Here is a 17,407-nt window from a genome sequence, read left to right on the forward strand (position 1 = left end):
CTGGTTCAAAAGAACAGACATGGACCGCAGGGCGCAATGGCAAAGCTCTAGTCTTGAAAAAGGATTAGGTTTTAACGGCGGAATACCGAACCTCTTTCCCTTACAAGCTTTGCTAGGCTAATCAAGAAAATACCGTAACGGCATTGTGCGATCGCAACGAGGAGCTTGGCTATGGCAGCAACTGACTTCAAAGATTATTACCAAATTCTGGGGGTCAGTAAATCCGCTAGCACGGACGACATTAAACGTGCTTTTCGCAAGCTCGCTCGTAAATACCATCCAGACGTTAACCCTGGCGACAAAGTAGCTGAAGCCAAATTTAAAGAAATCAACGAAGCAAACGAGATCTTATCGGATCCGGAAAAACGTCGAAAATATGACCAGTTTGGCCGTTATTGGCAACAGGGGGGGCGTGCAGGTGCAGGCGCAGCCCCGGGCGATTTTGGTGGCTTCGACTTTAGCAACTACGGCAGTTTTAATGAGCTACTAAATGAACTGTTGGGAGGGTTAGGCGGCGGCTTCCCCGGTGGAGCCCGCACGACCTATCGTCAGTCCACCGGTGGCGGCCCAGGGTTTGGGTTTGAAACCGCTGGGGCCAATAATAGTGCCCAGTTTGACCAAGAAGCCAGCATCACTCTGGCCATGTCAGATGCGTTTAATGGTTCTCAGAAAAAGTTTCGCATCGGTGGTGATGCACTGACAGTCAAAATTCCAGCCGGTGTAAAACCGGGTAGCAAAATCCGTCTGCGGGGTAAGGGACAAATGAATCCTTACACCCAGCAGCGGGGCGACATCTACCTGACGGTAGATATTCAACCCCATTCTTTTTTCCAGTTTGATGGCGACAATAACCTGGTGTGCGAAGTCTCTATCTCTCCCGATGAGGCCGTGTTAGGGGCCAAAATTGACGTCCCTACCCCTGACGGTAGTGTTACTGTCAATATTCCTGCCGGGATTCGCTCTGGTCAAACCCTGCGTTTGCGAGGTAAAGGATGGCCCAAACCCAAGGGCAGTCGCACCGATCAGCTGGTAACGGTGATGATTAAAGCGCCCAAAAGCGTTACTGATAAAGAGCGTGCTCTGTACGAGCAACTGCGTAATGTACGCAGCTATAACCCCCGACAAGAGTTGCAAAATGTCAGGCTGTAGGCTGTAACTAGTTAGCAAAAAGCGAGTAGAGTCATTGCCTACTCGCTCTTTGTGGGGTCATTTTTTGTGGGGTCATTAACGGGTGAAAGGGGCGCGCTATTGGCTAAGTCTGTGACGTAGCGTTCACCGTTATATCGCAGGACAGGAACCGCTTCATCCATTTCAGGCTCAGTTGTGTCAGCGGGAGCATCCAGGATGGATGCTTCTTCCAGACTGTGTTCCAGATCTGTGACAATTTGCCCCTGATGGTTAAGCTGGGCAGCCACCTCAGTTTGGTCTTCTAAATCCCCTGTGTAGGACACCAGATTGGAGAGGCTGTTGAGTAAATCCCGCACATTACTGCGTAGGGTGGGATCGCCGGTCAAGGTGTCCACATCGGCCATGATTTTTTGGGCGCTCTGAAACACATCGCGGGCGGATTCGATGGTTTGCTGTAGCAGGACTAAGTTTTCGCTAGTGTTAAGTCTCGAAGAAATATCCCGCAAATCCTGGGATGCAACGGCAGCATTGGTGGCTAAAAGCTCAATGTTGTTCACCAGAGTGCCATCCTGGATGACGGGGCTGAGGGTATCTAAAGCCAAACGCAACTGCCCCGTGCTAGCACTAATGTTGTCAAGGGTAATGGCCAGATCATCTTGGTTGCTGGCCAGCATCGTATTGACCTGGGTCAATGTGACATCTAATTGCTCAGATGTACGTACAGTGGTTGCTTCTAGCTGGTTAGCTGCTTCCGATACAGACGCCAAGGTCTGGCGTGCTGATACGGATAGGGGTTGAATTTCATTGCGTAGACTTTGAGCCATCAAAGTCACTTCATCGGTCAGGCCAACGACGTTACCCGAAATTTGGCGAGTATTGTCCAGAATTTCCCTAGCATCTGCCAAGAGCTCAGGGTCGGCAAGGGCCTCAGAAATCTCCTGGGAGGATTCCAGTAAATCCTCATAGTTCACCCCCACCAAGCCATTCACCCGGTCGCCATTGCAGAGAATTACGCTACTATCACAGTCGCGTGCAATGGGCTCAGGTAAGGAATCGTCGTTCACACTGACGTCTGATGGCGGTTGAATGGCAATCGTCGTTTCACCAATGAGTCCCGACTGACTTGTTTTAATGACTGACTCGGCGGGAATACGCAGGTCTGATTTATTGATCTGAAGCTCGACTACCACTGTATTCGAGCTTGGGGTCATGCGAGTAATTTGGCCGACTTGCACACCACGATAACTAACGGCGGAGCCTTCCAGGATACCGTTGGCGCTTTCAAAATCCACCAACAGGCGATAACTACGCTGACCGTAGTTCACACCTCTTAGCCATATAACCAGACCGCCAAAGAGGGCCACACCTGCCAGTACTAGCAGGCCAACAGAGCCTTCACGAATGGTTCTTGCACGCATTAGTTTCCTATGGGATTAACGGTAGATAGTACAGCCAGTCGTACACCCTGGGGAAAATTATAAAGGGGAGTCTAAACCTCGTCTATATCTAGAAAGTTGTCCCATATTCAGAAATATTGTTCTGATCCAGGGAAATGCGCGGTTTCAATTTCGCTACATTTAACAGAATCAATTGGTAACTCGAATCGGGCCGTCGATGGCGGCACTAAAAAACTGTCGGACATAGGGGTTAGGGGTAGAGTCAATGTCTTCAACAGGTCCCATCCACTGAATGGAGCCTTTGTGCAGCATAACGACACGATCGGCGGTGCGACGAATTGTGCTGTCCTGGTGAGTGACAATTAAATAAGTGCTACAGCCCCGGTTGCCATGGATGTCACGAATTAAATCTTCAATCACCGTTGAAGCAATGGGATCTAATCCGGCAGTTGGTTCGTCATAGAGCAAAACCGTTGGCTTTTCTTCGGCCTCACGGGGATTATTGATGACGGCGCGGGCAAAGCTTACTCGCTTGCGCATACCGCCTGAGAGTTCGGCTGGGTAGCGATCGCAAATGTTCGGTAGCCCCACCATCTCCAGGGCATGTTTAGTCAGTTCATTAATCTCACGCTCTGCTAAATCAGAGTTTTGATATAAGGAAAACCCGACATTTTCCTGTACTGTCAATGAATCAAACAGGGCTGCCTGTTGAAACACCATGCCAATATTGACCGGATCGTTTGTCGCATCTTCAATCAACCCGTGGCGCTGCTGGCCAGCCACAAAAACATCGCCATTGTCAGCAGCGAGCAACCCCGCAATGATACGCAAAATAGTCGATTTTCCCGTACCTGATGGGCCGATGAGGGCGACGGCTTCACCGGGCTCAACAGTTAGGTCAACATTGTCAAGTACCTGATTGCTACCAAATCGTTTAGAAATACCCTTGAGTTCAAGAATTGGGGTATCCCCTCCGCAGGGAGACTGGGGAACAATCGCGTTAGGTTCTGGGACAGACATGGCGGTGGTTGCTATAACTCGCTAACGAGCTGGGGACAGCTTATGACAAGATAACCCAAGGTTATAAAAAGGGCGTGAGAGATAAGCCTATGCTCTTGTGGATCGGTTCAATTAGGAAGTTTTTAAAGCGTAATATCCGATTTGTTTGGCAAGAAACAAAGGATTTAACCCCAGTGAACAAGCGCTGGGTACGCTGGCTTCTACCGGGTCTTTTAGTCAAACGCTGGCTGTTTCTAAGCACAGTGGGGGTGCTCCTGGTGGGTCTAGGGGCCATGATTTGGTTAAGATTAACCCCCGTCTTTTTGACCGTTCGATTTGTATCTACGGTACTGCGTACGATCACTCAGCTGATACCCCGATACATTAGTGGACCGCTGGCCATCATCTTTGGATTATCCCTAATTATTTGGGGGCAAAGTCGTACCCTGGGGTCAATTACGGAAGTTTTGCTACCGGGCAGCCAGGAAAGTAGCCTATGGGATGCGATCGCATCCCATCGTAAACTCAATCGCGGTCCCCGCATTGTGGTTGTTGGCGGTGGAACGGGCTTATCTACCATGCTACGCGGGTTAAAACGTTACAGCGCTAATATCACTGCCATTGTGACCGTGGCAGATGACGGCGGTTCATCGGGGCGACTACGGCGGGAAATGGGCGGTCTGCCCCCTGGCGATATTCGCAACTGTCTGGCCGCCCTGGCCGATCAAGAAAAACTGGTCACTGAACTTTTTCAATATCGCTTTAGCAGCGGCAGCGGTCTCAGCGGCCACAGTTTTGGCAACCTGTTTTTGGCCGCCATGAACGAAATAACTGGCGACTGGGAAAAGGCCATTGAGGCCAGTTCCCAGGTACTGGCGGTACGGGGTAAAGTGCTGCCTTCCACCCTCAGCGATGTCAAGCTGTGGGCAGAACTCAGCGATGGACGGCGGATTGAGGGAGAGTCGAATATTACGAAGGCGCGGGGCCGCATCGTCAATATTGGCTGTACTCCATCTGCGCCACCAGCTCTGCCTAAAGCCATCGAAGCAATTAAGGAAGCTGACTATATCATCATTGGCCCAGGTAGCCTTTATACCAGCATTGTGCCGAATCTACTGTTGCCCGATATTGCAGATGCGATCGCATCTGCCCAGGTCCCCCGTGTATATGTGTGCAATATCATGACCGAACCCGGTGAAACCGACGATTACAGTGTTTCTGAGCATATTCGTGCCATTGACCGAGCCTGCGGTCGCCGGTTATTTGATGCTGTCCTTGTGCAAAAACGTTCACCCTCGACAGCGGCACTAGAGCGTTATCGCAAAGAGGGGGCAGAGCGAGTGGTGTTTGATCGAGATGCCGTCATCGCTTCAGGTCGCCGCATTGTCATCGCCAATGTCATGCATGAAACCGAAAAAGGCACCATTCGCCACGACCCACCACGACTGGCTAAGGTGCTCATGCGTTGGCACGCCAGGGTTTATTGATCATTATGTAGGTCAAACAATTATGTGGAGACGTTCCATGGAACGTCTCCACATAATTATCCCTTAGCAAAAAAACGATTTGATACCCAGTTAATCACACCGATGGCGATGGCCCCTGCCATCAAAATACCAATGGAGGGCATAAATAGGGGGTCCCACAGGCTGTACCAGATGTCGAACCCCAAATTAATGTGGGCAGCTTTGCCTGCTAAGGACACTACAAACCACCCAAAACTGAGCAGCACAAAGAAAAGGTTGATGGTTAATGCTGTATTTAACCAGTTGATTAAGCGATCTTTCATTCAGACAACAAAAGCGACTTACGGTCTAATAGGTCAGATTATCAACCCTAAAGGGCAATTAATCGAGCACAATCGGAGCAAACTTGACTGAATATTTGCCCCAAAGTCATCAGTAGATCGCCCGGAGATAGCAAATATGATGACATTTTTCAGTAAAGTTTAATGTCTTAAAAAGGAAACTCTTAACACTCTAACAAACACCGAAACAGTCAAGTACCAGCCTCTTATTAGTCATATTTAAGATGCACATTGACCTTGAAATTGGCATCGCAAAAAGACAAAAAAATATGGCTGATCCAATCAGGATAGCCATACTGTAGAAGCTGAGTTTTACCGACGGTGAACAACAGAAGGGATGAGGGGTAAAGCCCTACACAGCATCAACATCAAGTCCTTGAGAAGCTTTTAAATTGTCAGGATCAACGTAGTGGCAAACTGAATCATCGATACAAATTAAAGCCCAACCAGACTTTTCGATTCCCATCAATTCATAGGGCCCATCCTGAACAAAGAACCCCTTGTGGTTTCTAGTTTCAGGCTTAACTTCTACAGCATGCTTATCCATTTTTTTAAGACTCCTTGCAACGGGGTGAGTTCCAACAAAAAGAAAATCTTATTGGAATCTTTTCTTAAGCTTATCAGTTCCTTTTTATTCCGAGCGTTAAGTTATCTGACCTCAAAAAAATGCAAAAAAAAGCGGGGATCATTGCCCCGCAACCCTTACAAAAAGCTAACGAACACCCACTACCCGACGTTTGTTAAGGGGGGTAGCGCCTGATGTTTTTAGGGCAAAAAAACAAAAATTCATAAATTTCTGTAAACCCTTAAAGTATCCCAAGTGGATCGTACGTTGACGCCACATGCCCTTTACAAACAGGGGTTTCAGCTATTGAAAATCCAGTTTTCTACTTTTTTAAGACTGGCCCAATCGGGTTTTCTAGTTAATCCTTCTTTAAAATTCTGCCGTATATCGTCTTGAACCTCCTCAACTGACATCACAAGTTGAGTTGCTAATTCGATATGTTCCCGTACTCCTTTACGACCGCTATCAAGAATTGCGATCGCAATGTTGATATGGGCTTGAGGGTCTTGAGGTGTGATCTTAATGGCTTTCTGAGCAGCTTTATAGGCAGCAGTAGGTTTCTCCGCCAGTAAATAGAGCCATGACAGGCATGTGTAGATAGCACTATTTTTGGGTGCCTGTGCGCTAAGTTCCTTGAACATAGGAATCAGAGTATCGACACTTTCACCTGCCTGGTAGCGGTTCAACCCCTCTTCAAACAGTTCATCAATGGTTTGGCTCATGGGAAGTTTTTATCGAAAACCTTCCCATTTTAAGCCGCCTTAGGCACTAAACGACTTGCCACAGCCACAGGTTTGGTCAGCGTTGGGATTCGTAAATTGAAAGCCACCACCGATGAGGGCATCGCTATAGTCGAGCACCAGTCCGTAGAGATAGAGCATGCTCTTTTTATCACAGATAACCTTGAAGCCTTCATAGTCAAACACTTCGTCGTGCTCGCCAAGATTGCCAAGGGTTTCAAAGTCCATCATATAAGACATGCCAGAGCAGCCTCCCTGACGTACCCCGACTCGCAGACACAGGTCATTTCCCTGTTTCTCTTTTAACGCGAGGAGGTGGGAGAGAGCCGCCTCAGTCATCATGATTCCCTGTTGCGATTGAGTAGCTTGGGTCATGGGTCGTGTGGTTAACTAAAATTCTGCCGTTAATACTTATATAGTGTAGCTTCAGGGACTGATAGAGCGCTTTTCTAGCTTCAATGGCAATCATTGAATACAGCCACGTTTATTACCCTCAATAGTTGAACAAATCTATCGGGACATAGCCAATGGTTTGATTCTTCTCCACAATAGAGGCTGTTTATATACCCATATTTATGCCTCCACTGAGCCCGTTTACCCGCCGTCGTATTCAAAAGCTACCCCAAACGGATAGTGTTTGGGAGGGGGGACGTTTTTCTATGCCTGAAGCCCAGGAAGATGAGCGTGACTGTATTTTGTGGATTGATGGCAATCAGGGGTATGTACGCAGTGTAGATCTGATCTCTGCCAATAGTGGGTATGACGCCGTAGCGCGGAGTTTACTGCAGGCGATAGAACATCCCCAAGGACCTGCTGAACCAAGCCGTCCCCAGAGAGTTGTTGTCAACGATCGAGAGTTACAGTTTTTTTTGCGGGGTGTGCTTCAGGATTTAGAGATCGATGTTGTCTATGGGGCTAAGCTGCCTTGGGTAGACGAAATTTTTGATCATGTGTTGTCCCACTTCTCCGTACCGTCCTCCTCTTTGCCGGCAAATTACAGCGAGAGTCTTCGTCAAAAAGCGCTGGCGTTGTGGCATGAAGCGCCTTGGTATCAACTTAGTGAGCAGGAACTACTGGCGATTGAGTTAAATCAATGGGATGTGGATACGCTGTATGTGTCTATTTTAGGCATGGCCGATGTGGACTATGGTTTGCTGTTTTATCGCAATTTGGATTCACTATTGCAATTTCGTGAGCGCGTTCTGGATTGCGATAGCATCAGCGCCGATTTACCCATGTCTATGTCTCCCCAGGATCTACAGCAAATTTTTCTGACGCAGGACTGCTTTTTTCTAAACTACGTTGTCGAACGCCCCCGCCAGCCAGAACCTGATGACTATGAATTTGGCAGTATCCACCCCCTTGAAGGGATGCGCCATGAACTAGATGAGGCGGAGGCCGCTACGTTGATCGTGGCATTAGAGGCCCTGCATCGCTTTTTTAAAAAAGCGCCCGATCCCCTTAATGTTTTAGAGCCCATTGAAAAAACCTTCCGAGTGCCTAACCCTATGGAAGGCAGCCATCCTAAACAATGCACGGTAAACGTGAAGTCACTGCCAGAGGTTTCGACTAATTTGATGGCAGAAACTGAGGACATGTTGGATCTAGGAGAGAATTTTGCCAGTGGTCCTATCTTGCACGATGATCTTGTCCCTGATGGCGCTCTGATTTTACTGACCAAGCTACCTCCAGACCGCCTCAAGCAACTGCGCACTGGAAACATGTACTATCAGCCTGTTGCTAGCGTTAAAGCTAGCGCCAAAAAAGCCGCTTGGCCTGTGGTAATTGTTCAAACATCTCGCCCTAAAGCCATGGCCCTGGTTGAGCACATCGAGTTAATCGGCGGGATTAAGTCCATGTGTTTCAATCCTGGTCATGATCCGTTTAGTCAGCTCACATTTCAATTGGGTATTTGGCAAGCTGGTGATAATAGTTTCCACCTATTCCATGAATATGACGTGAGCGATGGTCAACATCGCACTGCCCTAGATAAATGGCATCAACAGCAAATCAAAAGTCATGGTTGCTGCGGCGTTATGATTGCGGCAGGGGTGACGGGACGAAATCGGGGAAATCCCCAGGAAAAAGATGTTGTGGCCTTTTTAGAAGTTAATTTTTGTCCCCCTGAAGCCCTCAATTTAGAGCCCCTAGTCTTGAGCTATGCCTTGGAATAATGTGGGGTATACGTCAGTGTCGCCATTCAATCTTCAAAACTCAACCCTGAAAACGGATGCACATCTAGTAGTCTGTAAATCTTGAACGTGATGCACTACGATCCCCCTTCATAAATTCCTCAGATTCTTTACCTACAAAAGGTATGGGAGGAACTATGGACGGCGGAGTCATTGTTCAGGGAGGACGACATGCTATTTGTGAAAGACATTATGACCAAGCCTGTGATTGTCATTCGCAGTTCGGCAACGGTAGAAAATGCAATTTGGCTGATGCGGACTAAGCGCGTGCGATCGCTAATTGTAGAAGAGGCTGAAGGTCAGGGTCCCTATGGGATTGTAACTGAGAGAGATATTATCTATAAGGTGATCGCTAAGGGCAGCTCTCCACACTTTACTCGGGTTAGCAATGTAATGCGACGTCCTTGTATCCGCATGCCCATGAATGCCACGTTACAGGAAGCGGCCCAAATTTTCTCAGCCACAGGTGTGCATCGAGCTCCGGTAATTGAGGATGACCAGCTACTGGGCATTATTTCATTGACGGACATGCTGATGAAAGGACACCCAGGTGCCCTGTCTCGAGATGAACTCTCCCAACGAGTACAAACAGCGTTACAGCATGCTCGAATCATTGATGATGAAGATGCTCAGATTCAACAAGAATGTGACATCGCCTGGCAAGTACTTGAAACCATGAAACCCCAGACGGTTACTTCGGTTTAATGGGGGTGTACCTATCGTGGAGTAGGGGTAATGGCTATGGGAAAAAGCATGAACACTCGATTTCGAGATCGCACCGAGGCAGGCCAGAAACTAGCGCTACAGCTCCAAGCCTACGCCAATCGTGCGGATGTTTTAGTGTTAGCCCTGCCACGGGGTGGGGTGCCCGTGGCCTACGAGATTGCCCGCACCCTCAACCTAACCCTGGATCTTTGTTTGGTACGCAAGTTAGGAGATCCCGATAATAAGGAACATGCCATCGGAGCCATTGCCGCAAATGGTTCACGGGTGATTAACTATGACGTTGTCCGCTGGTTGGGAATTACTAAACAGCAGCTTGAAGAGATTACGGCCAAGGAGCAGCAAGAGTTACAACGCCGAGAACAGGTGTATCGCGGTAATCGCCCTAAAGTCAATGTCTATGATCGCATTGTTGTTTTGGTTGACGATGGGTTAGCCACTGGGGCAACTATGCGGGCGGCGGTGATGGGGGTGCGATCTCAATATCCAAGGCAGTTGATTGTAGCTGTACCCATTGCCTCTCAAAATGCATACCAACAACTTAAAAAGCAGGTAGATCGGCTGGTGTGTTTGTGTATTCCCAACCGTCTGTTTGCCATTGGGCTGTGGTATGACAATTTTGAGCAGGTCACGGATGAACAGGTTTGTACTTTACTGGATCACTTGACTGTTGCGCACAATCTACCAGGGTAAAGTCTGAATTTAGAGAGATCCAACTAAACTCTTGAATTAAAAAGATTTCGGCGACTAACAACAATGTTTATATCAGGCTGTACAACACCATTAAAGCAAGCTTTTGGGCAGGTGATATGTTGTGCAACAGCTACGTATAACATGCGCCCAAAGAGATGTTTTAACCGGGCCAACGGAGCAAAACAACTTCTTCTCTAAGATCTACTTCGGTCTTAGACGCACGTCTTGTGCGGAAAAGGTCGATACCCATCAGTTCATAACCGAGATCTTGAGCAATGTGGGCGAGCAGGGAGCCCGTGGGGATATGCACCTGTAGGTAGGATGCCTGGTCCCCAACAACGTAGGCTAATCGGGCATTGGGACGGAGTCGCGATCGCAAATTAGCCAGATGACAGGCCATCCCACCAAAATAAAGCGTTGTTGCCCGCGCATACAGTCGAGAAAACCCACTCGTTTTACCCAGTTCTTCCCGTCGTCGATTGATGGTATCGGCAATCTCTAAAATCTGAGGATAGTTTTGAATCCATCGATCATCATCGTCATCACGATAGACACAACGGCTATTAGACCGCACCAGTTCATGCTTAATTGCTTGCAAACCAGCCTTATTTTCCAAAAATCCCAGGAGTACTGACTCTAGACGGGTAGTCCGGGTATAGTCTTTTTCATTGGGATAGGGAGGTGATGTGATCACCACATCAACCGAGTTGGGCGCAATATGACGATGGGGCTGACGGGCATCCCCCAAATGCACAACAGCAGACTGGGTTGGTGAAAATGCATTCCCTAAAGCACTCAAATCCTGGACCATTATGTTGACCTGTTGTAACCAATGAGCAACCACCTGAGCATCGGACTTGTGTTTGCGGGAAACACTCACCTCCGGAGCAAATCGTAGATTGCTCGCAAATACCGCTGAGTTCGCTAAGGCAAGGCGGTAATGTCGCCAAGCGACGCTAGAACGGTCTCGATCAATATGCCCTAACAACGTCAGAACTTTTTGGAGCGGACGGGGACTAATGGCATCTTTAAACAATAAGCCAGCTGCTTCTGGAGATAAGCTTGGGGCAAGATTTGGTAATAGCTCGAACTCTTCCCGCACGGCTGCCGCAATCACCTCAGCGGTTTGGGACAAATGCTCCGGTAGCGGTGACCAATCTAGTTTTACAGAGGATGCAAAATGCGCCATTGGATTTGCTTCTAGCCCAACGGCAGGTAGACCCAGTTTTTTCGCTTCAACGACAGTGGTTCCTGTTCCAGAGAACGGATCTAAAACAACAGTTTGTTCAGTCGCTTGCAGTCGATGTAAATAATGTCTCACTAAGTGAGGCGGAAAAGACAAGACAAACCGATACCAGTTATGTATAGCTCTATCCTTAGAGCTCAGTTGGTTACGGGCTTTACGACCAAGTTCAAGGTCTAAAAGATCTGAGTCAGACAACGTAAGAGATGCCATTAGTAACTGTGATAAAACGCTTGGCTTGGCCCCATGCAAAATATAAAGACTTTAAATTCAGCGCAGATCAGCGTAAGTGTTGGACTAAGAGTTTGATACCTTATTCAAATATGGACCAGGGGCAGTATAACGGATGTTGTCTTTCAGTACAAATGAATTATTATGACGGGTATAACAAAGTGTCGCATAGAGCTCGGCTGAATGTATTGGTGTAATTTGGCATTCTAAGGATGTCAACCAAATCACGTGAGACAGCTTCGACACAATAAGCGTGAGTTAGTATTGCGCTTCTCAAATTTAGGGCGTCATCACATTGCCGGAAGCGTTACGAATCTGGCACGACTGGGGTCACTTAGCTTAGTTAGTGTGGTCTGGCTAGGTTATTGTCAAGCGCCATTGCTGTGGGTGGTGTTGATGGCAGCAGGCATTTTATTGATCTTGGTAGAGCCCTTTGTGCCAACACTCTATCCTGAGGTAGCCACCTGTATATTCAACAAAGCGTTTAATCGGTTCACCATTGTCCACGAAATTCCTCGGGGTCGAAAACGTCAGCGACGGGTTAATCACTATCACCTCAGCCACATTGAGCAAGTGCAAGTGTATCGTCAGCGAGTGGGGTTATGGCGTTTGAACTACGTGATGATCATCCGAGTGTCGTCCCCAGCCAATACAATTATCCATGTCAATGGCTGGTCAGATCAGGTGCTGATTCAAACGGGTGCCCGCCCCATTCAGCTGCTATCTAAGACCGTTCGCTATCATCTGGGTCGACGCACTGCCGTTGATTGGTCTTTCATTGATGTTCCCCACGGATTACCCATTGCTGAAATTGGTCGCAGGATTGTTTCTCGTAACTCTATGGAACGGTTGGATAAGTTTGACCTGCGACGGTTAGCCCACACCATTGAGCAGTTTATTTGGTCGCCGTGATCGCTCGTACCATACCCAGACCGAGAAATGTTTTATTGCCAATACCACAGTAACGGCTAAAGTTCGTCAGCGCGTTGATACGCTTAATAATCAACGGATCCGCTGTACCTGAAATTTGAAATGTTAAATCACCGAGGCAGCCAATAATTATTTTATTACCACCAATGGACACTGTGACCGTACGCAAATCAAAGGTTTTTGCAACAATGAGGGTAATGGTGTCAGGGGCGAATACCAGTCCACTGTAGCGATTCCAGCACTTGCGCAAACCGTGAAAAACAGCATCGCGTGTGGGTAGTGGAGACTCTTGTTCTCCCTGGCGAAAAACCGCAGGTGTAATGAGCTGAAACGTCAAGTGACGGTTACTGTCAGACGCTTGCTTATACAGTTGTTGATAACTAATATGGCTGGTCCATTCTGGAATATTGGCCGGTGCAAAATTTGTGATGTGTAACCGCGCAGGTCCAAGATACCAAGGTTTACGGGCAGCTACCTGTTCCAATCGTGAGCTGATGTGCTTAAACAGCCCATCATCTAGTAGAGCAATCCGCCACCAGCAGTGAGATCCGGCGGGCATTGAACTATTCGCATATTGAAATGTAGTGGTTTCTAACTGCTGACGCGGGAGTAAAAATTTAAGGTTGCGGGCTGACGTGGTTTGAGGTTGAGACGCCATCTGTAACGGACTCAAAGCAAACGCTCGATAACTATATGCTTGTAGCGTTTGACTCAGGTCTACATCAACGGCACTAATGAGGGCTAAAAACAATCGGTGTAGATGATACCCTCGAAGATATTGGAACGGGATAGTTGATTCCGCAACTAGATTAATCACTAGACTTTCTGGCATGCCGTTGGGGCTCTTGGCCGTGGTAGATATCCCTTTCTTCTAGATGTAATAGTGATGTCCAGGACAGTTATCGTCGGGGAAGTCAGGGTGTTCACTATAGCTCGGCAAGCCCCAAAACAAATAATCCCAGTCTAGTTCTACGACCAGACTGGGACACAGCAGACTATAGACCATATATGGATAAAGATGCTTGGGGCATGATCGACCTAAGCACCGGCTGAAACCTTGAGTTTTACCGTTTACTTAAGAAGACGAGTGATCCGAATGTCATATTCAGTTGCTTTAGGATATTCTTGCCCTGCTTTAAATAGTGCAGTGTCGTGGGCATCTGTGCGACCACTGGCATCTATTTCATAGCGAGTCGCCATAATACGATTGCTGGCATGATTTTTCCCAGCACATTCTTTAATATCGACGAACACTTCAAATGTGTGCATGATGGGCTCTCCTTATCCGCCGGGTAGCAATATCGGCGAATACCCAAGTATGTTGTGTCAATCTAGGATCACTGATGAGTTAGCCGAAAATAATTGATGAATCTTGGTAGTTCGACACAACTAGTTTTAGAAACATGAAGCCTGAGCCCAGCTATGAGAACGTGAGAAATTAATAATTTGAAGATGAAAAAACACCGTTTGCGCACTCTGAACGAAAAGCTGTGCGGTATGATATCACCCGAGTAGGCTGTTTACTACCAAGCATTTGAGAGCAGCTGAGCACGTAAGCATCGGAGAGTAATCGTGACTATTTACGTTGGAAATCTGTCATTCCAAGCCACAGAAGATGATATTAGGGATGTATTTGTCGAGTACGGTGAAGTGGCCCGCATTACACTGCCTGTTGACCGTGAAACTGGTAAACGTCGTGGCTTTGCCTTTATCAACATGGTCAAAGATGAGGAAGAAGATTTGGCCATTGCCGAATTAGATGGTGCCGAGTGGCTTGGACGTGAGCTACGGGTGAATAAGGCTAAACCCAAAGGTGATGACAGCCGCCGCCCCAGCCGCAACAGTAACTTTTCCCGTAACCCTCTTTAATGTTTAGTTTTTCGCCAAACTGATCACCATCCCTTCATGGGCCAGCAAAACTTGAGGCTCAACATCTTTAAGCTGATGTGCGAAGGCCTTTAACATGGCATCAGTTTGGCGAGGACCATAATGAACCATGGCAAGTCGTTTGACCTGGGCTGCCTGGGCCAGGTTAATGGCCGCTTGCCATGGTTTCTGGGAAGACGGAATTTGGATCTGATCGCACATATCTATATATAGGCCATCGTAGATGAGTAAATCTGCGTGATGGGCTAGAAATAGTAGGTTTTCGTCAAGATGCTCATAATCAGTATCTGTGGCATATACCACCGACTTGTCCTGATAATTCAGTCGGTATCCAAGGGCATTATTGTCAACATTTAAGCCGATGGGCTCAATTTGAACATTGCCAATTTGCAGGGTTTCACCAGGGGTAATGTCATGGAATGTGAGATTAGCCCGCATGGTGTGTAGGGGAAGCGAAAACCCTGGTTTAAGCATCTGTGTTGTTAAACACTGTTTGATGGAAGCCCCATTAGCAGCTATTCCACCATAGATATGAAAGTGATTGCCCGCTTCAAAGGCTGGTAAAAAAAATGGAAATCCTTGAATGCGATCCCATTGGGTGTGGGTAAAAAACAGATGGCCTTCCACAGGCACTGACGTTTGATATAAGGTTTCACCTAGCACCCTAAGACCGGTGCCACCATCAAAAATAAAACGCTGTTGATCGGCCAAAACCTCAATACAGGATGTATTGCCTCCGTAGAAGGCTGTGGCTGCACCTGGTGTTGGTACGCTGCCACGCACCCCCCAAAATTTAATCAAGAGGCCCGATTGAAATTGTAGTGTGCTTTCTGTGCCTGACATATAGGCAGATACACTCACGGTGTGTATCCCCAAACTGTACGCATGCTCATGTAAGGTTGGTTGTCCCCTGTAACCTCAAGGATACTAGTAGGCATTATAGGGACACATTTTATACGGTGATGTATCCCTATAATGCTTAATCCACTATTCGGAGATTACTAGCTCCATACCGGACTACTTAGCAGCAGCAATACACTTTTCTACAAGAGGTTGCACCTCATCCAGGCCTTTCCAACCCAAGATTTCGGTTACTTTCTTCTCCAAGTTTTTGTAGGTTTTAAAGAATTCTGCAATTTCATCTAAACGATGAGATGCAATGTCATCTAGAGTTTTAACACCTGCATAACGAGGATCTTTGTCAGGAACACATAAAATTTTCTCGTCACGATCGCCACCGTCGATCATTTCGAGCATACCGATAGGTCTAGCTGCGATCACACATCCAGGGAATGTGGGTTCATCCATGATGACCATGCCATCTAGGGGATCGCCATCATCAGCTAATGTGTTGGGTACAAAACCGTAGTCATAGGGATACTGAACAGACGAGAAAAGGACGCGATCTAGGGCAAATGCATTGATATCCTTATCAAACTCATACTTATTCTTGCTGCCGCCTGTAATCTCGATCAATACGTTGATCAGACCTGGCTTAGGCTGAGCAGGAATACGAGATAAATCCACGATACTTCTCCAACTAGTAATGAGCAGTCGGGATAAACGTAAACCGTCTATCCCGATAGCATTTTAGGAGAAAAGGGAGACAGCACCCACGGAGTGGTTAGATCTTATTCGTTTGTTTGTATTGCCGAGTAAGGTAAACCATTCAGGGTATCGATGGGTATTGATGAAAAATAAGTTACCGTAAATAGGGGCAATGTCAGGGTTGCTAAGGCAATAAAAGTACCTAGTAGTTCTACAAGTGGACTATGAGGGGGTTCAGAATTAGACTCTAACTGACTGGCAGATTCCATGCTGGAGGATATGCAAAAAATGATAAAAAACTAAGGTATACGTTGCTCTCATTGACGTATAGGCCTTGGAGGGTATGAATTTAAAGATGTTAAGTGACCCTATGGTGGTCTGTTCATAAAGGAGTAGTTTGTGATGGGTGCTAACTGCCGACATCCACTAGGGTAAACATCAACGGGGCCATGCTAAATTCCTGCCGGTATATGTCAAAATGCAAATCTTGACAATGCTCACTTGATCCAAGGTTAGCACTGGTTTGTGGATCTAGACGCAGCTTAAAATATAAAGTATAAGCCGTATCCAAGTTCATGGCTTGTCCAACACTATGGGGCAGTCTAATGGCTTTGTTCTATCAGCTCTCGAATCACCTTCAGTTCAGCCAGTACCTGGCGTAGAAGTTGATGGGTAATGGTTTCTGCTGGTTGGCTAATTTCAATGGTGACCTGTTTAATCCCTAAAACATCTTGAGCAAAGCGGGCTACTTCGTTGGGATGGAACATCAGCGGCTCTTCTTTATGATGTCTTGATTCAGGGTTAAGACGCTTATGGTCAAATGGGGGATTAAGAATTAGAGCATCGGTGTTGGCATAGCGATAAACCGATGCTCGGGAACGGTTTAGCACCTTTTGCACTGATTCCACACTCATGAGGTTATGGGTGTCAGCTTCGACGGAAACGTGGGGCTCGAGGGTATTAATGGCTGTAGTGACACTGTCTAATGCATTGGTTATGTCGGACATGGGGAAACCAATCTTTGTTTTATGGCTAGACACACTCTACGCATATTGAGCCTCATGTCAATACTTAGGGTCTATTTTTAAGACAATGAGTGGTTCTTAGTGTTCATGGGCTTGACTGCCTAGCTTTTTGCAACATGTGATGGTGGGGCTACATGAAAGTCTTAATTTGAGATTCAGAGTCTTTACATTGGTCTTGTTTTGAAGTTATATAGTCTTGTTTTGAGATTTAATTTGCGATCGCACCTCTCCTGCTCCCAGCTACCCCATTGGAGTTGTGTCAGGATGTCAACAGAGTGTGTGATTTAACTGCCGATTCA

The 17,407-nt window shown here is 47.2% G+C and carries 20 protein-coding genes; 7 read left to right on the forward strand and 13 right to left on the reverse strand.

Annotated elements, in window-relative coordinates; all coding sequences use genetic code 11:
- Positions 1-171: 171 nt before the first annotated feature.
- Entirely contained in the window at positions 172-1,149 is a 978-nt protein-coding gene (locus tag U2F10_RS08955; protein ID WP_163664062.1) for a DnaJ C-terminal domain-containing protein, read from the forward strand.
- Between the two features lie 38 nt (positions 1,150-1,187).
- On the opposite strand, the gene U2F10_RS08960 is transcribed toward U2F10_RS08955, so the two are convergent.
- Together U2F10_RS08960 and U2F10_RS08965 are read right to left on the reverse strand one after the other, a co-directional pair.
- Entirely contained in the window at positions 1,188-2,546 is a 1,359-nt protein-coding gene (locus tag U2F10_RS08960; RefSeq protein ID WP_163664064.1) for an MlaD family protein, read from the reverse strand.
- A 168-nt stretch (positions 2,547-2,714) separates the two neighbouring features.
- On the reverse strand, positions 2,715-3,545 hold the full coding sequence (locus U2F10_RS08965; RefSeq protein ID WP_163664066.1) for an ABC transporter ATP-binding protein: 831 nt from the start codon (positions 3,543-3,545) through the stop codon (positions 2,715-2,717).
- 89 nt (positions 3,546-3,634) lie between these two features.
- On the opposite strand from U2F10_RS08965, the gene U2F10_RS08970 reads away from it, so the two are divergent.
- Positions 3,635-5,011, forward strand: coding sequence for a gluconeogenesis factor YvcK family protein (locus U2F10_RS08970; RefSeq protein WP_163664068.1), 1,377 nt, complete (start codon positions 3,635-3,637; stop codon positions 5,009-5,011).
- A gap of 56 nt (positions 5,012-5,067) precedes the next feature.
- On the opposite strand, the gene U2F10_RS08975 is transcribed toward U2F10_RS08970, so the two are convergent.
- The 4 genes from U2F10_RS08975 to U2F10_RS08990 all read right to left on the reverse strand — a co-directional run bounded on the left by U2F10_RS08975 (position 5,068) and on the right by U2F10_RS08990 (position 7,011).
- Positions 5,068-5,313, reverse strand: coding sequence for a DUF8620 family protein (locus U2F10_RS08975; RefSeq protein ID WP_163664070.1), 246 nt, complete (start codon positions 5,311-5,313; stop codon positions 5,068-5,070).
- Between the two features lie 370 nt (positions 5,314-5,683).
- On the reverse strand, positions 5,684-5,878 hold the full coding sequence (locus U2F10_RS08980; RefSeq protein WP_006514008.1) for a hypothetical protein: 195 nt from the start codon (positions 5,876-5,878) through the stop codon (positions 5,684-5,686).
- A gap of 317 nt (positions 5,879-6,195) precedes the next feature.
- Positions 6,196-6,618, reverse strand: a complete 423-nt coding sequence (locus U2F10_RS08985; protein WP_163664073.1) for a tetratricopeptide repeat protein — start codon at positions 6,616-6,618, stop codon at positions 6,196-6,198.
- Positions 6,619-6,657: 39 nt separating this feature from the next.
- On the reverse strand, positions 6,658-7,011 hold the full coding sequence (locus tag U2F10_RS08990; protein ID WP_006514010.1) for a HesB/IscA family protein: 354 nt from the start codon (positions 7,009-7,011) through the stop codon (positions 6,658-6,660).
- A 200-nt stretch (positions 7,012-7,211) separates the two neighbouring features.
- Between U2F10_RS08990 and U2F10_RS08995 the strand changes: the two genes are divergently transcribed.
- The 3 genes from U2F10_RS08995 (at position 7,212) to U2F10_RS09005 (ending at position 10,244) form a co-directional block, all read left to right on the forward strand.
- Positions 7,212-8,810 carry a DUF6930 domain-containing protein gene (locus U2F10_RS08995; RefSeq protein WP_163664075.1) on the forward strand — a complete coding sequence of 533 codons (1,599 nt, stop codon included), beginning with the start codon at positions 7,212-7,214 and terminating at the stop codon, positions 8,808-8,810.
- A gap of 189 nt (positions 8,811-8,999) precedes the next feature.
- Positions 9,000-9,533: a CBS domain-containing protein gene (locus U2F10_RS09000; RefSeq protein WP_163664082.1), complete on the forward strand. Its 534-nt coding sequence runs from the start codon at positions 9,000-9,002 to the stop codon at positions 9,531-9,533.
- A 30-nt stretch (positions 9,534-9,563) separates the two neighbouring features.
- The gene (locus U2F10_RS09005) at positions 9,564-10,244 is read left to right on the forward strand and encodes a phosphoribosyltransferase (RefSeq protein WP_499871792.1); all 681 of its coding nucleotides are present in this window, start codon (positions 9,564-9,566) and stop codon (positions 10,242-10,244) included.
- A 160-nt stretch (positions 10,245-10,404) separates the two neighbouring features.
- Here U2F10_RS09005 and U2F10_RS09010 read toward each other — a convergent pair whose 3' ends face one another.
- Positions 10,405-11,700, reverse strand: coding sequence for a DNA methyltransferase (locus tag U2F10_RS09010; protein WP_499058547.1), 1,296 nt, complete (start codon positions 11,698-11,700; stop codon positions 10,405-10,407).
- Positions 11,701-11,946: 246 nt separating this feature from the next.
- Between U2F10_RS09010 and U2F10_RS09015 the strand changes: the two genes are divergently transcribed.
- Positions 11,947-12,630 carry a hypothetical protein gene (locus tag U2F10_RS09015; protein WP_499058546.1) on the forward strand — a complete coding sequence of 228 codons (684 nt, stop codon included), beginning with the start codon at positions 11,947-11,949 and terminating at the stop codon, positions 12,628-12,630.
- Here the strand turns inward: U2F10_RS09015 and cas6 are convergent.
- Both cas6 and U2F10_RS09025 read right to left on the reverse strand, forming a co-directional pair.
- Positions 12,614-13,480 (reverse strand): CRISPR-associated endoribonuclease Cas6, encoded by an 867-nt coding sequence (gene cas6 / locus U2F10_RS09020; RefSeq protein ID WP_499871794.1) that lies wholly within the window; start codon positions 13,478-13,480, stop codon positions 12,614-12,616. The genes U2F10_RS09015 and cas6 overlap by 17 nt on opposite strands.
- 239 nt (positions 13,481-13,719) lie before the next feature.
- The gene (locus U2F10_RS09025) at positions 13,720-13,917 is read right to left on the reverse strand and encodes a hypothetical protein (protein WP_006514017.1); all 198 of its coding nucleotides are present in this window, start codon (positions 13,915-13,917) and stop codon (positions 13,720-13,722) included.
- Between the two features lie 303 nt (positions 13,918-14,220).
- Between U2F10_RS09025 and rbp the strand changes: the two genes are divergently transcribed.
- Entirely contained in the window at positions 14,221-14,517 is a 297-nt protein-coding gene (gene rbp / locus U2F10_RS09030) for an RNA-binding regulator (RefSeq protein ID WP_006514018.1), read from the forward strand.
- Positions 14,518-14,520: 3 nt separating this feature from the next.
- On the opposite strand, the gene U2F10_RS09035 is transcribed toward rbp, so the two are convergent.
- From U2F10_RS09035 to U2F10_RS09050, 4 genes are all read right to left on the reverse strand, one after another.
- On the reverse strand, positions 14,521-15,396 hold the full coding sequence (locus U2F10_RS09035) for an MBL fold metallo-hydrolase (RefSeq protein WP_348917943.1): 876 nt from the start codon (positions 15,394-15,396) through the stop codon (positions 14,521-14,523).
- 156 nt (positions 15,397-15,552) lie between these two features.
- Positions 15,553-16,062 carry an inorganic diphosphatase gene (locus U2F10_RS09040; RefSeq protein WP_163664090.1) on the reverse strand — a complete coding sequence of 170 codons (510 nt, stop codon included), beginning with the start codon at positions 16,060-16,062 and terminating at the stop codon, positions 15,553-15,555.
- A 104-nt stretch (positions 16,063-16,166) separates the two neighbouring features.
- Positions 16,167-16,352, reverse strand: a complete 186-nt coding sequence (locus U2F10_RS09045) for a TLTLP motif-containing protein (protein ID WP_006514021.1) — start codon at positions 16,350-16,352, stop codon at positions 16,167-16,169.
- Between the two features lie 333 nt (positions 16,353-16,685).
- On the reverse strand, positions 16,686-17,090 hold the full coding sequence (locus U2F10_RS09050) for a DUF8631 domain-containing protein (protein ID WP_163664092.1): 405 nt from the start codon (positions 17,088-17,090) through the stop codon (positions 16,686-16,688).
- Between the last annotated feature and the right edge of the window lie 317 nt (positions 17,091-17,407).

The sequence above is a fragment of the Leptothoe sp. EHU-05/26/07-4 genome, from assembly GCF_043421015.1.
Taxonomy (GTDB): domain Bacteria; phylum Cyanobacteriota; class Cyanobacteriia; order Phormidesmidales; family Phormidesmidaceae; genus Leptothoe; species Leptothoe turfae.